We start from the raw sequence: 13,281 nt of genomic DNA, 5'->3' as shown, positions 1-13,281 counted from the left end.
CACGACGCCCCGGAGTACACGGGGTACTCCGGGGCGTGGGAGCGCATCCAGGGGTGTGCACCACCAGGGCGGTACGCACCCCTGGGGCGCAATTAGCGCTTGCTGTACTGCGGCGCCTTGCGGGCCTTCTTGAGACCGGCCTTCTTGCGCTCGACGGCGCGGGCGTCACGGGTCAGGAAGCCGGCCTTCTTGAGGGCGCCGCGGTTGTTGTCCACGTCGGCCTCGTTCAGGGCACGGGCGACGCCGAGGCGCAGCGCGTAGGCCTGGCCGGACACGCCGCCACCGCTGATGCGGGCGACGACGTCGTAGCGGCCGTCGAGCTCCAGCAGCTTGAAGGGCTCGTTGACGGTCTGCTGGTGCACCTTGTTGGGGAAGTAGTTCTCCAGGGTGCGACCGTTGATCTTCCACTGGCCGGTGCCGGGGACGATGCGCACGCGGGCGATCGCCTCCTTGCGACGGCCCAGGCCGGCGCCGGGGACGGCCTCGCCGAAGCGGCCGGCCAGCGACTCGGAGGTGTAGCTCTCCTCGGAGGTGTACTCGCCCTCGACGGCCTCGTCGAAGTCGACCTCAAGGGTTTCAGTGGTCTCGGCCACGGTGTTCCTCAGCTCTTTTCAGTGTTGGGGGGCTTGGTGGCCGAATTACTGCGCGACCTGGGTGATCTCGAACGGCACCGGCTGCTGGGCAGCGTGCGGGTGCTGGTCGCCCGAGTAGACCTTCAGCTTCGAGAGCATCTGACGGCCCAGGCTGTTCTTGGGGATCATGCCCTTGATGGCCTTCTCGACGGCCTTCTCCGGGTTGTTCGCCAGGAGGTCGTCGTAGCGGACCGAGCGGAGACCGCCCGGGAAGCCGCTGTGGCGGTAGGCCATCTTCTGGGTCTTCTTGTTACCCGAGAGGTGCACCTTGTCGGCGTTGATGATGATGACGAAGTCACCAGTGTCAACGTGCGGCGCGTAGATCGCCTTGTGCTTGCCCCGGAGGAGGTTGGCGGCCTGGGAGGCCAGGCGGCCGAGCACGACGTCGGTCGCGTCGATGACGTGCCACTGACGCTGGACGTCGCCGGGCTTGGGGCTGTACGTACGCACGGTCGTAGCCTTCGCTTTTCAGTGAGTGAGTCCTGACAGGAGCACCGGACGAGCGGATCAGCCTGGTCGGCCTTGGACGCAATTCAAGGCGGACCGCTGGTCATCGACCTGATGTCTCCGGCGTACCGACCTCTCACGTGAGATAGAGCGAGCCAATACGCACATCAAGCGCCCAGGTTACCGGGCGCACGGGGAGGGGTCAAAATCCCTCAGCGCTCGCGCTCCACCCGGGTCACGTCCCAGACCGGCTCGGGGGCCTCGTACACCCGCCCGTCGGAGCCGAAGACCAGGAAGCGGTCGAAGCTCCGGGCGAACCAGCGGTCGTGCGTCACGCAGAGCACCGTGCCGTCGAAGGCCTCCAGCCCGGCCTGCAGCGCCTCGGCGCTCTCCAGGTCCAGGTTGTCGGTCGGCTCGTCGAGCAGCAGCGCCGTCACGCCGTCGAGTTCGAGCTTGAGGATCATCAGCCGGGCCTGCTGGCCGCCGGAGAGCGACTCGAACTTCTGCTCCTCCTGGCGGTCCAGCTCGTAGCGCCGCAGGGCGCCCATCGCCGCGCCGCGGCTGAGCGCGTGCTCCTCCTCGACGATCGAGCGCACCGTGCGCCCGAACAGCTCCGGATGGGCGTGGGTCTGCCGGAAGTGGCCGGGCACCACCCGGGCGCCGAGCTTCCAGGAGCCGGTGTGCGCGACCGAGTCGTCGCCGGCCAGCAGCCGCAGGAAGTGCGACTTGCCCGAGCCGTTCGAGCCGAGCACCGCGACCCGCTCGCCGTAGAACACCTCCAGGTCGAAGGGCTTCATCAGGCCGCTGAGCTCCAGCTGCTCCATGGTGAAGGAGCGCACGCCCGTGCGGCCGCCCTTGAGGCGCATGGTGATGTTCTGCTCGCGCGGGGGCTCCTCCGGGCGGCCGGCCTCCTCGAACTTCTTCAGCCGGGTCTGCGCGGCCGCGTAGCGGGTGGCCAGGGCGTGGCTGACCGAGGCGGCCTGGCGCAGGGTGACGACCAGCTTCTTCAGCTTGGCGTGCTCCTCGTCCCAGCGCCGGCCGAGCTCCTCGAAGCGCGCGAAGCGGTCCTTGCGGGCGTCGTGGAAGGAGTCGAAGCCGCCGCCGTGCACCCAGACGCTGCTGCCGGCCGCACCGGACTCGACGCTGATGATCTTCTCGGCCGTCCGGGAGAGCAGCTCCCGGTCGTGCGAGATGAACAGCACGGTCTTGGAGGTGGCCTTGATCGCCTCCTCCAGCCAGCGCTTGCCGGGGACGTCCAGGTAGTTGTCCGGCTCGTCCAGCAGCAGCACCTCCTCGGGGCCGCGCAGCAGCGCCTCCAGCACGAGCCGCTTCTGCTCGCCGCCGGAGAGGGTGTTCAGCCCGCGCCACTGGGCCCGGTCGAAGGGCATGCCGAGCGCGGCCGTGGTGCAGACGTCCCAGTCGGTCTCGTAGTCGTAGCCGCCGACGTCCGCCCAGTCGGAGAGCGCCTGGGCGTACGCCATCTGCGTCTTCTCGTCGTCCTGGGCGATCATCGCCAGCTCGGCGGCGTCGACCGCGCGGGCGGCCCGGGCGATCCGCTCGGGCGCCACCGAGACCAGCAGGTCCCGTACGGAGGCGTCGGCGGGCAGCGCGCCCGGCGTGTCCTTCCGGTCCTCGCGGCCGGTGGTGCCGACGAACTGGCGCATCACGCCGAGGCCGCCGCTGATGGTCACCGAGCCGCCGTGCGGCTGGATGTCGCCCGCGATCATGCGCAGCAGGGTGGTCTTGCCGGCGCCGTTGGCGCCCACCAGGGCGACCGCGGTGCCCTCGCCGACCCGGAAGGACGCGTCGTCGAACAGCACCCGCCCGTCCGGCAGGTAGTACTCAAGGTGCGAAATCTCGACGTGTCCCATGCGGGCGATTGTCCCAAGGGACCCGCCCAGGGCCCAAACGGATTACGGCTGCCCCGGCAGGGTGCGCATCCGCCGGGCGGCCCGGTTGCGCTCGGCCAGCAGTTCGTCGGCCGGGTAGCCGACCTCCTCCAGGGTCAGCCCGTACGGCCGGATCACGTTGACGGCGGAGTTGCGGACCCCGCCGGCCAGCACCTCGCCCGGGAACTCCACCGGGCGGTGGCCGTCGCCGACCAGCAGCATCGCGCCGACCAGGGCGCGCACCATGTTGTGGCAGAAGGCGTCGGCACGGACGGTGGCGACCGCGAGCGAGCCCTCCTGGGCGGCGTACGCGTCCACCGGGACCCGCTCCCAGTGCAGCTCCAGCAGGGTGCGGATGGTGGTGGCGCCCTCGCGCTTCTTGCAGTACGCGGCGAAGTCGTGCTCGCCGAGCAGCAGCTTCGCGGCCTCGTTCATCCGCTCGACGTCCAGCGGCCGGTCGTGCCAGAGGACGTGCCCGCGCAGCAGCGGGTCCACCCCGCCGGGGTGGTCGGCGACCCGGTAGGCGTACCGGCGCCAGATCGCGGAGAAGCGGGCGTCGAACCCGGCCGGGGCCTCGGCGACGCGGTAGATCCGCACGTCGGCGGGGAGCCGTCCGGCCAGCCGGCGCAGCAGCTTCTCGCCGTGCCCGGCCCACAGCTCCCGCGGCAGGTCGACGTGGGCGACCTGGCCGCGGGCGTGCACCCCGGCGTCGGTGCGGCCGGCCACGGTCAGCGGGAAGTGCTCCGCGCTGCGGGTGACCACCTGGAGGGCGCTCTCGATCTCCTCCTGGACCGTCCGGCGGCCCCGCTGGCGGGCCCAGCCGGAGAACTCGGCGCCGTGGTAGGCGAGGTCCAGCCGGATCCGGACGTACCCGTCGGCCGGGCCGTCCTTGACCGGGGGCTGCTCGGCGCAGTCGGTTGCCACTTCTTCTCCTCGGGGTACGGGAACGGGCCCGCTCCCCCACGGATGGGGAAGCGGGCCCGCAACACCGGAAGGTGTCAGGCCTGCTCGGCGGCCTCGGCCTCGTCGGCCTTGGTCTCCGCGGCGGCCTCGGCCTTGGCGTCGGCCTCCTTGACGGCACGCTTGGTGGCGGCCTCGGCCTCGCCGACGGCGTTCTGCGCGACGGTCAGCGCCTCGACCAGCTCGATCACGGCCATCGGGGCGTTGTCGCCACGACGGGGCATGATCTTGGTGATACGGGTGTAGCCACCCGGGCGGTTCTCGTAGCGCGGCGCGATCTCGGTGAAGAGGGTGTGCAGCACCGAGATGTCGGTGATGGTCTTGCGCACCAGGCGACGGTTGTGGATGTCGCCCTTCTTCGCCTTGGTGATCAGCTTCTCCGCCAGCGGGCGCATCCGACGGGCCTTGGCCTCGGTCGTGGTGATGCGGCCGTACTGGAACAGCTCCCGGCACAGACCGGCGAGCAGCAGCGGCTCGTGGTGCGGGCCGCCGCCGAGGCGGGCACCCTTGGTGGGACGCGGCATGGAATTACTCCTCGAATCTCCGACTGCGGCCGTACCAGGTACCGCAGCGGGCGTACGGACACGGTGCCCGCACGACTTTCAACGCGGTCGGGGGGGGGGGCGGGGGGGGCCCCCCCCCCCCCCCACGGCCGGGCATTGGACCGAACGGGTGCGAAGCGGGCAAACCCGCAGGCCGGGGCGCAACCGGCCCGCCCCGGTCCACGTCATAAGATCGCAGGACGGCGCGCCACCCCCCCCGGCGGAGGCGCCGCCAACGGGGACCGCGCGACGAGCCGCGCCCCGGTCCGTCTCGGCCCCACCCGGGGGCCACCGCCCGGCTCCCGACGGAGCGGGCGTGACACCGGTCGGAGAATCTCACCGTGCAGCCGCAGTCCAGCCGTACCCGCGCCGTCCTCACCGGCGCCGCCGCGTTCACCCTGGCCGCCGCACTGGCGGCCTGCGGCAGTGCGGACGGCAGCGCCGACGCGGCGAAGGCGGGCACCGGGAGCGCCTCCGCGGCCCCGGCCACCGGGAGCCCGACCGCCGCGGCGCCGACGACCACCGCCCCGCCGAAGCCGCCCCGGGTGCTGATGCCGACCGGACCGCAGGCCACCCTCACCAAGGCGCGCGACACCGCCGCCGGCCAGATCATGGTCACCACGCTCACCGGCCCCAAGTCCGGCGTCTCCGGCAAGGTCTGGGTCTGGCTGCCGCCCGAGTACAACGACCCCAAGTACGCCCGGACCGGCTTCCCGGTGCTGACCCTCTACGCGGGCGGCCAGAGCGCCGGCTACAACACCTGGACGGACAACCAGCTGCCCATCCAGGAGGTCAACGCCGAGCTGTCGAAGGCCGGCAAGGCGCACCCCTTCATCATGATCATGCCGGTGCAGAACCTCGACTCCAAGGAGTCCCGGGCCCTGGAGTGCGCCGACATCCCCGGCCAGCCGAAGATGGGCACCTGGATGGCCGAGGACATCCCCGACTTCGTCCGCGCCAACTTCCGCACCGTCAAGGGCCGCGACGGCTGGGGCCTGATGGGCGCCTCCACCGGGGCGTTCTGCAGCGCCAAGCTGGCCCTGCAGCACCCCGACAAGTTCAAGGCCGCCGTCCCGATCGACGGCTACTTCAACCCGGACTCCCCGCTCTGGAAGGGCCACGAGACCGAGCGGCTGGCCAACAGCCCGGACGTCATGGTCGCCCAGGGCAAGGCCGACGTGAAGATCCTCGCCACCGCGGGCGGCGCCGACGCGTACGAGGTCCGGCTGGTCAAGGCGTGGATCGCCAAGGCCGCGCCGCCGCTCTCCGTGGAGTACTACGAGCAGCCCGGGGGCAAGCACCTCACCTCGGACTTCAAGAAGGTCATCCCGGACGCCCTGGAGTGGTTCAGCAAGAACCTGGCGGCCCCCGAGGCCGACTGAGCGCGGGGCCCCCGGCAGGGCCCCGCACGCCGCTGACCTGCACGTCAATCGGACATTGATTCGACCCTGATGCACTCCTCGCACCCTGGTGGCGCCGGACTCCGGCCGCCCGGGGCCTGGTGAACCAGAACCCTGGACGCCCAGTCTCCCCTCAGCCCGAAGAGAGCGTCGAGAGCGTCATGCCGAGCCATCTGCTGCCCGTTGCGAACCCCACCGTGCCCGCCGAGCCGGCCGCCGTGCCGACCGCGCGCACCGCGACCGAGGAGGAGCCGCAGACCCTGCGCTTCGCGGGCCTGCGGCTGGTGCACTCGGCGCTGCGCCGCGACCTCGCCCGGCTGCCCAACGCCCTGCGCCTGCTGCAGCCCGGCGACGACGAGCAGGGCGCGGCGCTGCTGCGGCACTGGGACTTCGTCACCGCCATGCTGACCTGCCACCACGAGCAGCAGGACACCCGGCTCTGGCCGATCCTGCGCCGCTTCGCCCCGGAGCTGCGCCTGCTGCTCAACTGGCTGGAGGCCGACCACCACAACCTCGACCACTCCTTCACCCGGGTCACCACCCTGGTCCGGATCGCCAGCCGGGACGCGGGCAGCGCCTGGCCGGTCGCGTACGCGGTCGAGGACCTCGCCGCCCGGCTGGAGACGCACCTGCGGATCGAGGAGCGCCAGCTGCTGCCGCGGATGGAGCTGGTCTTCACCGAGACCTCCCGGGTCGGCGGCCTGCCCGAGCTGCTGGACCTGCTGCGCTCCGCCGAGGGCCCGGGCACCGCCGACGCGGTGGCCTGGCTGCTGGACGGCGTCGAGCCGTCGCAGGTCGAGCGGCTGATCGCGGAGTGCGACGACAGCGTGGCCCGGCACTGGCCGCACTGGCAGGCCACCTACCAGCGGTGCACCGCCCCGCTCTGGGGCCCCGCCGAGGGTTCGGCGGACCGCACGGCCGAGTGAGCGGCGGCCCGGCGGTCGGCCGGGTGCGCCGCGCGGCCTTCGCAGGCCCTCGATCTACGCGCGTGGCAGGCCCGCCCGGGGCCCTTGTCCGTGCTGCTCAGCGGACGCCGAGCCGCGCCAGGTACGGGAGCAGGTCGGCCGGCTCGTACGTGGCCAGCCCCAGGTAGCCGTCCGGCCGGACCACGAACAGCCCGCGCCCGTACGCCCGCTCCGCGACCCCGCCGTCCACCCGGTGGCTGCGCACCCCCGCGGGCAGCCGCCCGCCGGGCCCGTCCGGCAGCGCGCACCCGACGGCGAGCACGGTCACGTGCGGCCCCCGGAAGAGGTCGAACAGCCGGGCGGGCCCGCCGCCGGCGCCGTCCAGCGGGGCGTCCGGGGCCCGCTCGCCCGCCCGCAGCGCCTCCTGCGCCAGCCCCCCGCGCGCCTCCACGGTGAGCGGCCCGTCCTCGTAGCCGAGGCCCAGCTGCTCGGTGCGCGGCCCCCGGCGCAGCGTGCCCGCCCGCACCCCGCCCGCCCGGTGCAGGGCGGTGGAGAGCTCCAGCACGTCGGCGGCGATCGGCAGCCGCTCGGCCTCGTAGCTGTCCAGCAGGGCGTCGTCGGCGCCGTGCCGCAGCACCTGCCCGAGCTTCCAGCCCAGGTTGTACGCGTCCTGGACGCTGGTGTTGAGGCCCTGGCCGCCGGCGGGGGAGTGGATGTGCGCGGCGTCCCCGGCGAGGAAGACCCGGCCGACCCGGAAGCGGTCGGCCAGCGCCGCGCGGGGCCGGAAGTCGGAGGCCCAGCGGACCTCCCGGACGGCGTCCGCGGCCAGGTGGGTGCGCTCGGCGACGGTCCGGCGGACGCCCTCTGCCGAGGTGTCCGGCGCGTCGCCGTCGTCGAACCGGGCGAACAGCTGGAAGTCGGCGGTGCCGGGCAGCGGGCAGAGCAGCAGCATCCCGCCGGGCGCCTTCGGCCAGACGTGCCAGTTCCCCCGGTCCAGCCCGTCCACCCGGACGTCGGCGACCAGGGCCGGCCGGGGGTCGACCTGCTCGCCGGCCATCGGGACGCCCAGCGCCCGCCGGACGGTGGAGCGCCCGCCGTCGGCCGCCACCAGGTAGCGCGCGACGACCGTGTGGGCCGCGCCGTCCGGGCCGGTCAGCGCGGCCTCGACGCAGTCCGGGCGCTGGGTCAGCGCGTCGAGGGCGGTGCCGAACGCGACCCGGCCGCCGAGCTCCGCCAGCCGCTCGTGCAGCAGCTCCTGGGTGCGCCACTGCGGGACCATCCGGACGTCCGGGTACGGGACGGTCGGATCGGGCTCGGCCCGCTCGAAGAGGTCCCACTCGCCCTGCCGCTCGCCGCCCTCCCAGCCGACCATCCGCGGGTACGGCGCGCCGGCCGCCAGGACGGCGTCGACCAGCCCGAGGTCGTCCAGGACCTCCAGGGTGCGCGGCTGGAGCCCCTTGCCGCGCGAACCGGGGAAGAGCGTGGGGGCGGCCTCGACCAGCAGGGCGTTGACCCCGCGGCGGGCGAGGTCGCAGGCGAGCGTGAGGCCGGTCGGCCCGGCTCCGACGATCAGGACGTCCGTCCGGTGCCGCGGGGCGTGCTGCATGGTCACCATCTCCTTAACGCTGTTAAGTGGCTGCTCCACGAGCATGGGCTTAACGGTGTTAAATTGTCAATGGCGGCCGCCCGCGGCCACCCACCACATCGGAACCGCCCCGGAGGCCCGCCCATGGCACCGCCCAAGCTGGACCGCGCCCAGGTCGTCGACACCGCCCTGCGGCTGCTCGACGAAACCGGCCTCGACGGGCTCACCCTGCGCCGCATCGCCGCCGAACTCGACGTCAAGGCACCCGCGCTGTACTGGCACTTCGCCAACAAGCAGGCGCTGCTCGACGAACTGGCCACCGAGATGCTCCGCCGGATGACCGACGGCCCGGAGCCCGCGCCCGCCGACTGGCGGCAGGCGCTCACCGCCACCTGCCGCACCCTGCGCGCCGGCCTGCTCCGGTACCGCGACGGCGCCAAGGTCTTCAGCGGCACCCGCCTCACCGACCAGGGCCACACCGCACGACAGCACCGCATGCTGTCCGCCTTCACCGACGCCGGCTTCCGACTCGGCGACGCCGTCCAGGCGTTCACCACCGCGTACGCGTACACCGTCGGCTTCGTCATCGAGGAGCAGGCCGTCCAGCCGCTCCCCGGCGAACGCGCCCCCGGCTACGACCCCGGCGAACGCGCCGCCGCCATCGCCCCCGAGCACGCCCTCGCCGCCGCCGCGGGCGAGCAGCTCTTCGACGACTTCGAGCACCGCTTCGAGCGCGGCCTCGCCGTGGTGGTCGCCGGGGTGGCCGCCGTCCTCGCCCCCGCCGCGGACTGACCCGGCGCGGACCGCCCCGCCGCCGCCCGGCCCCGGGGCGGCTTCCGGTCCGCGGGCCCGGTGCTACCGTCCGCCCGGTGACCTCACTCCTCCAACCGCCGCTCGTCACCCGCCTGCTGGCCGCCGAGCGGATCCTGATCGCCGGGGCCGGCGGCGGCTTCGACGTGTACGCGGGCCTCCCGCTCGCCCTCGCCCTCCGCGCGGCCGGCAAGGACGTCCACCTGGCGAACCTGTCCTTCAGCCACCTCTACGGCCTGCCCACGGACGTCTGGCTGGCCCCCGACGTGGCCCGGATCCGCCCCGACACCGATGCCCCCGAGGGCTACTTCCCCGAACGCACCCTCGCCCGCTGGCTGCACGCCCACCGGATGCCCGACACCGTCTGGGCCTTCGCCTCGGTCGGCGTCCGGCCGCTGCGCAAGGCGTACCGCACGCTCGTCGACCACCTGGGCATCGACGCGATCCTGCTGGTCGACGGCGGCACCGACATCCTGATGCGCGGAGACGAGAGCGGGCTCGGCACCCCCGAGGAGGACATGGCCAGCCTCGGTGCCGTCGCCGGCCTCACCAATGTGCCCGAACGGCTGGTCGCCTGCCTGGGGTTCGGCATCGACGCCCACCACGGCGTCAACCACGCCCTGGTGCTGGAGAACCTGGCCGCCCTGGAGCGGGCCGGCGGCTACCTCGGCGCGTTCTCCATCCCCCGCGACAGCCGGGAGGGCGCGCTCTACCTGGACGCCGTCGAACACGCCCGGGCCGCCTTCCCGGAGCACCCGAGCATCGTCAACGGCTCGGTGGCGGCGGCACTGCGCGGGGAGTTCGGCGACGTCCGGTTCACCGACCGGACCCGGCACAGCGAGCTCTTCGTCAATCCGCTGATGACGCTGTACTTCGGCGCCACGGTGGAGGCGCTGGCCGCCGAGCACCGATACCTCGACCTGATCGAGCGCACCGTGCAGACCCGTCAGATCAGCAGCATCGTGGAGGAATTCCGCGACGCGCTGCCAGGCCTGCGGCCGCCCCGGGCGTACCCGCACTGACCGCCGGCGGCGCGGCGCTCAGCCCGAGGCGAGCCGGAACTCCAGGTTGCCGAAGCGGACCTGGTCGCCCGCCCGGACCCGGGTCGAGCCGGCCACCCGGAAGCCGTTCACATGGGTGCCGTTGGTCGAGCCGAGGTCGTACAGCACCCAACTGCCGTCCTCCAGGCGCAGCTCGGCGTGGGCCCGGGAGACCGAGGCGTCGTTCAGCCGCAGGCCCGAGCCCGGGAGCCGGCCGATCGTCAGCAGCCCGGTGCCGCCGGCCTGCGGCAGGCTGAGCCCCGGCAGCCGCTCCACCCGCCAGGCCCGGCGCAGCCGGACGCCGAAGGCCGAGAGCCGCCCCGCCGCGCGCAACGCCAGCCGGCTCAGCCGGTTGCCGTTCGGCAGGTCGGCCATCACCTCGTCCAACTCGGCGCGGCTGTCGGTGTGCAGCACGACGTCCAGTCGGCCGAGGAAGGTGTCGTGCGACAGCCGGCCGCTGCCCGCGCCCTCCCGGAGCACCCCGAGCGCCTGGTCCCGCTCGGCCTCGGAGGGCCGGACCACGTGTGTCCGGATCTCTGGTGACGTCATGGCCCGATTGTCGGTCCACCCGTGCACGACTGTCCAGATTCCCGCCGGCCCCCTCGGCCCTGACCTCCTCGGCCGGACAGGGCCTAGGAGGTCAGACCTTCTTCGCGGCGGCCAGGATCTTCTCCGTGGTGTGCAGGAAGCGGGTCGTGGCCTGCCCGGGGTAGTCGCGGCCGAAGACGTCGGCGGGATTGGTGTTCATCCGGCCGGCCCGCAGGTGCACCACGACGAAGGCGGTGCCCGGGTCGGCGGAGAGGATCTCGGCGTCCCCCTTCGGGGTGGTCCGCGGCAGCCCGAAGCCGGCCGGCAGCGGCTCGGAGAGGAAGGCCACCATCAGCCGGACGTCCGGCCCGGCCTCCACCCCCGCGAACGGCTCGGCCGCCAGCAGCGCCTCCACCTCGGCCGGAGTCCGCAGCATCACCGGCACCGGGAAGCCCAGCTCCTGCGCCAGGTGCTGCTCGATGCGGGCGGTCAGCGCGGCCCGCCCGGGCCCGCCGAGCGGCTCCCCGGCGCCCTCCGCGGTGCTGAAGAAGACGTTCCCGCTCTGGATGTACGTCCGCACGCCGTCCAGGCCCAGCTCGGTGAAGAGCGCCCGCAGCCGCTCCATCCGCACCGTCCGGCCGCCGACGTTGACGGCCCGCAGGAAGGCGATGTACGTGGTCGTGGTGGTCACCCCGGCAGTCTGGCAGCCGGCACCGACAACGGACGGCCCGCCGCGACGGCCCGGGGCGGACCGGCGCGGCGGGAACCGTCGGACCCGCCCTACGGCAGGACGGACCGGACGGCCTCGGGCGTCCGGGCGACCACGGCGTGGCCGTCGTCGGCGGTGATGATCGGGCGCTGGATCAGGATCGGGTGCTCGGCCATCGCCGCGATCCAGCGCGCCCGGTCGCCCGGCTCCCTGGTCCACTGCTTCATGCCGAGGTCCTTGGCCGGCTGCTCATCGAGCCGGGTGATGTCCCAGGGCTCCAGCGACAGCCGCTCCAGCACCTGCTCCAGCTCGGCGGCGGTCGGCGGGTCCTCCAGGTAGCGCCGCACGGTGTACTCGACGCCCGCCGCCGTCAGGTCACCCAGCGCCGACCGGCACTTCCCGCACCGTGGATTGATCCAGATCTCCATACCGCCAGGGTAGCGACCCGCCACCCGCGCCCCGGACGAACCCGCCCCGCCCGGGAACCACTGTATGCGTACCGGAGGTTGACGAACCGGGCGCACCGGCGGCCCACGAGGGGAGCACGACCGTGGACGGAATCGCCATCATCGACCGACTGGTCTCCGAGGAGGGCAGGTTCGACCCGTACCCGCTGTACGAGCGGGCGCACGCACTCGGCCCGGCCGCGCCCTGCGGACCGGACACCCTGCTGGTCTCCGGGCACGCCGCCGCCAACCGGGTGCTGCGCAACCCGGGCTTCGGCCTGGTCGACGTCGACATGGTGGCGGCGGCCGGCGGCGAGCCGGTGGAGCACGCCTCGGTGATGCTGCTCAGCCGCTCGATCCTGCAGCGCAACGCGCCGGACCACGCCCGGGTCCGCTCGCTGATCGCCTCGGTCTTCAACGCCCGCCGGGTCGCCGCGCTGCGGCCCGCCGTCGAGGCCGCCGTCCACGGGCTGCTGGACGAACTCGCCGAGCAGGGGGCCGACGGCTCCCCGGTCGACTTCATGGACGCCTTCGCGTTCCGGCTGCCGGTCGGCGTGATCTGTGAACTGCTGGGCGTGCCCGCCGAGGACCGCTACCGCTTCAAGGGGCTGGCGGGCGACCTGACCAACGCCCTGGAGTTCGTCCCCGACTACTCCGAGCTGACCGGGGCGGACGCCGCCGCCGGCGAGCTCTCGGCGTACTTCACCGAGCTGGCCGCCGAGCGGCTGGCCCGCCCGCAGGACGACCTGGTCACCGACCTGGCCCGGATCGCGGCGGACGACCCCGAGCGGCTCTCCGCCGAGGAACTGCTCGCCAACCTCGTCCTGCTGCTGGTGGCCGGCTTCGAGACCACCACCAACCTGCTCGGCAACGGCCTCTCCGTACTCTTCCGGCACCCGGAGGCGATGGAGGGGCTGCGCACCGGCGCGATCGGTCCGGAGCAGTTCACCGAGGAGGTCCTGCGCTTCGACTCGCCGGTCCAGGTGACCACCCGGCTGGCGCTCACCGACGGCCTGTCCGTCGAGGGGCTGGAGGCCCCCCGGGGCAGCTTCGTCATCGTGCTGCTGGGTGCCGCCAACCGCGACCCGGCCCGATACGAGCGCCCCGGCCTGTTCGACCCGGGCCGCACCGACAGCCACCCGCTCTCCTTCGGCGGCGGCGCCCACTACTGCCTCGGCGCCCAGCTCGCCCGGCTGGAGGCGGTCACCGCCCTCCCGGCGCTGCTCGACCGCTTCCCCCGGCTGGCCCCGGCCGGCCTCGCCACCCGCCGCTCCCGGCTGGTCCTGCGCGGCTACGAGACCCTCCCGATCACCGTCCGCTGACCCCGGCCCCGCGGCCCGCCCGGGCCCCGGCACGCGGGAAGCGTCGGGCCCCCGCCCCGGCCGGGC

The 13,281-nt window shown here is 73.6% G+C and carries 14 protein-coding genes; 5 read left to right on the top strand and 9 right to left on the bottom strand.

Translation table 11 applies throughout. From position 1 onward, the window contains the following. Nucleotides 1-92 precede the first annotated feature (92 nt). The 5 genes from rpsI to rplQ form a co-directional block, all read right to left on the bottom strand. On the bottom strand, nt 93-593 hold the full coding sequence (gene rpsI / locus ACWGB8_RS22505) for a 30S ribosomal protein S9 (protein WP_452215337.1): 501 nt from the start codon (nt 591-593) through the stop codon (nt 93-95). 45 nt (nt 594-638) lie between these two features. Next, nucleotides 639-1,082, bottom strand: coding sequence for a 50S ribosomal protein L13 (rplM, locus tag ACWGB8_RS22500; protein ID WP_452215336.1), 444 nt, complete (start codon nt 1,080-1,082; stop codon nt 639-641). A 209-nt stretch (nt 1,083-1,291) separates the two neighbouring features. Continuing rightward, the gene (locus ACWGB8_RS22495; protein WP_452215335.1) at nt 1,292-2,950 is read right to left on the bottom strand and encodes an ABC-F family ATP-binding cassette domain-containing protein; all 1,659 of its coding nucleotides are present in this window, start codon (nt 2,948-2,950) and stop codon (nt 1,292-1,294) included. Nucleotides 2,951-2,992: 42 nt separating this feature from the next. Continuing rightward, nucleotides 2,993-3,892: a tRNA pseudouridine(38-40) synthase TruA gene (truA, locus tag ACWGB8_RS22490; RefSeq protein ID WP_452215334.1), complete on the bottom strand. Its 900-nt coding sequence runs from the start codon at nt 3,890-3,892 to the stop codon at nt 2,993-2,995. A gap of 74 nt (nt 3,893-3,966) precedes the next feature. Next, the gene (gene rplQ, locus ACWGB8_RS22485) at nt 3,967-4,452 is read right to left on the bottom strand and encodes a 50S ribosomal protein L17 (protein ID WP_452215333.1); all 486 of its coding nucleotides are present in this window, start codon (nt 4,450-4,452) and stop codon (nt 3,967-3,969) included. A 359-nt stretch (nt 4,453-4,811) separates the two neighbouring features. Here rplQ and ACWGB8_RS22480 point away from each other — a divergent pair, with 359 nt between their 5' ends. Both ACWGB8_RS22480 and ACWGB8_RS22475 read left to right on the top strand, forming a co-directional pair. After that, nucleotides 4,812-5,852: an alpha/beta hydrolase gene (locus ACWGB8_RS22480; protein WP_452215332.1), complete on the top strand. Its 1,041-nt coding sequence runs from the start codon at nt 4,812-4,814 to the stop codon at nt 5,850-5,852. Between the two features lie 179 nt (nt 5,853-6,031). Continuing rightward, the gene (locus tag ACWGB8_RS22475) at nt 6,032-6,796 is read left to right on the top strand and encodes a hemerythrin domain-containing protein (protein WP_452215331.1); all 765 of its coding nucleotides are present in this window, start codon (nt 6,032-6,034) and stop codon (nt 6,794-6,796) included. Between the two features lie 97 nt (nt 6,797-6,893). Here the strand turns inward: ACWGB8_RS22475 and ACWGB8_RS22470 are convergent, their stop codons facing one another. After that, a complete protein-coding gene (locus ACWGB8_RS22470) occupies nt 6,894-8,381 on the bottom strand; it encodes an FAD-dependent monooxygenase (protein ID WP_452215330.1) in 1,488 nt (495 codons plus the stop codon). 123 nt (nt 8,382-8,504) lie between these two features. On the opposite strand from ACWGB8_RS22470, the gene ACWGB8_RS22465 reads away from it, so the two are divergent. After that, nucleotides 8,505-9,152, top strand: coding sequence for a TetR/AcrR family transcriptional regulator C-terminal domain-containing protein (locus ACWGB8_RS22465; protein ID WP_452215329.1), 648 nt, complete (start codon nt 8,505-8,507; stop codon nt 9,150-9,152). Between the two features lie 77 nt (nt 9,153-9,229). Continuing rightward, the gene (locus tag ACWGB8_RS22460) at nt 9,230-10,192 is read left to right on the top strand and encodes a DUF1152 domain-containing protein (protein ID WP_452215328.1); all 963 of its coding nucleotides are present in this window, start codon (nt 9,230-9,232) and stop codon (nt 10,190-10,192) included. Nucleotides 10,193-10,210: 18 nt separating this feature from the next. Here the strand turns inward: ACWGB8_RS22460 and ACWGB8_RS22455 are convergent, their stop codons facing one another. The 3 genes from ACWGB8_RS22455 to ACWGB8_RS22445 all read right to left on the bottom strand — a co-directional run bounded on the left by ACWGB8_RS22455 (nt 10,211) and on the right by ACWGB8_RS22445 (nt 11,875). Further along, nucleotides 10,211-10,759, bottom strand: a complete 549-nt coding sequence (locus ACWGB8_RS22455; RefSeq protein WP_452215327.1) for an FHA domain-containing protein — start codon at nt 10,757-10,759, stop codon at nt 10,211-10,213. A gap of 91 nt (nt 10,760-10,850) precedes the next feature. Then, entirely contained in the window at nt 10,851-11,429 is a 579-nt protein-coding gene (locus tag ACWGB8_RS22450; RefSeq protein WP_452215326.1) for a DUF1697 domain-containing protein, read from the bottom strand. 89 nt (nt 11,430-11,518) lie between these two features. Then, complete coding sequence (locus ACWGB8_RS22445; protein ID WP_452215325.1) at nt 11,519-11,875, bottom strand: arsenate reductase family protein; 357 nt, start codon at nt 11,873-11,875, stop codon at nt 11,519-11,521. Between the two features lie 122 nt (nt 11,876-11,997). Here ACWGB8_RS22445 and ACWGB8_RS22440 point away from each other — a divergent pair, with 122 nt between their 5' ends. Continuing rightward, entirely contained in the window at nt 11,998-13,215 is a 1,218-nt protein-coding gene (locus ACWGB8_RS22440; RefSeq protein ID WP_452215324.1) for a cytochrome P450, read from the top strand. Nucleotides 13,216-13,281: the final 66 nt, after the last annotated feature.

Source organism: Kitasatospora sp. NPDC054939 (genome assembly GCF_053610105.1).
Note: the sequence above shows the minus strand (reverse complement) of the source record. Positions and strands in the feature narration are given on the sequence as shown.

What these genes read in the sequence shown, in the direction of transcription:
- ACWGB8_RS22495 (WP_452215335.1), bottom strand. Translation starts at nt 2,950, where the DNA reads ATGGGACACGTCGAGATTTCGCACCTTGAGTACTACCTGCCGGACGGG.
- rplQ (WP_452215333.1), bottom strand. Translation starts at nt 4,452, where the DNA reads ATGCCGCGTCCCACCAAGGGTGCCCGCCTCGGCGGCGGCCCGCACCAC.
- ACWGB8_RS22475 (WP_452215331.1), top strand. Translation starts at nt 6,032, where the DNA reads ATGCCGAGCCATCTGCTGCCCGTTGCGAACCCCACCGTGCCCGCCGAG.
- ACWGB8_RS22470 (WP_452215330.1), bottom strand. Translation starts at nt 8,381, where the DNA reads ATGCAGCACGCCCCGCGGCACCGGACGGACGTCCTGATCGTCGGAGCC.
- ACWGB8_RS22465 (WP_452215329.1), top strand. Translation starts at nt 8,505, where the DNA reads ATGGCACCGCCCAAGCTGGACCGCGCCCAGGTCGTCGACACCGCCCTG.
- ACWGB8_RS22455 (WP_452215327.1), bottom strand. Translation starts at nt 10,759, where the DNA reads ATGACGTCACCAGAGATCCGGACACACGTGGTCCGGCCCTCCGAGGCC.
- ACWGB8_RS22445 (WP_452215325.1), bottom strand. Translation starts at nt 11,875, where the DNA reads ATGGAGATCTGGATCAATCCACGGTGCGGGAAGTGCCGGTCGGCGCTG.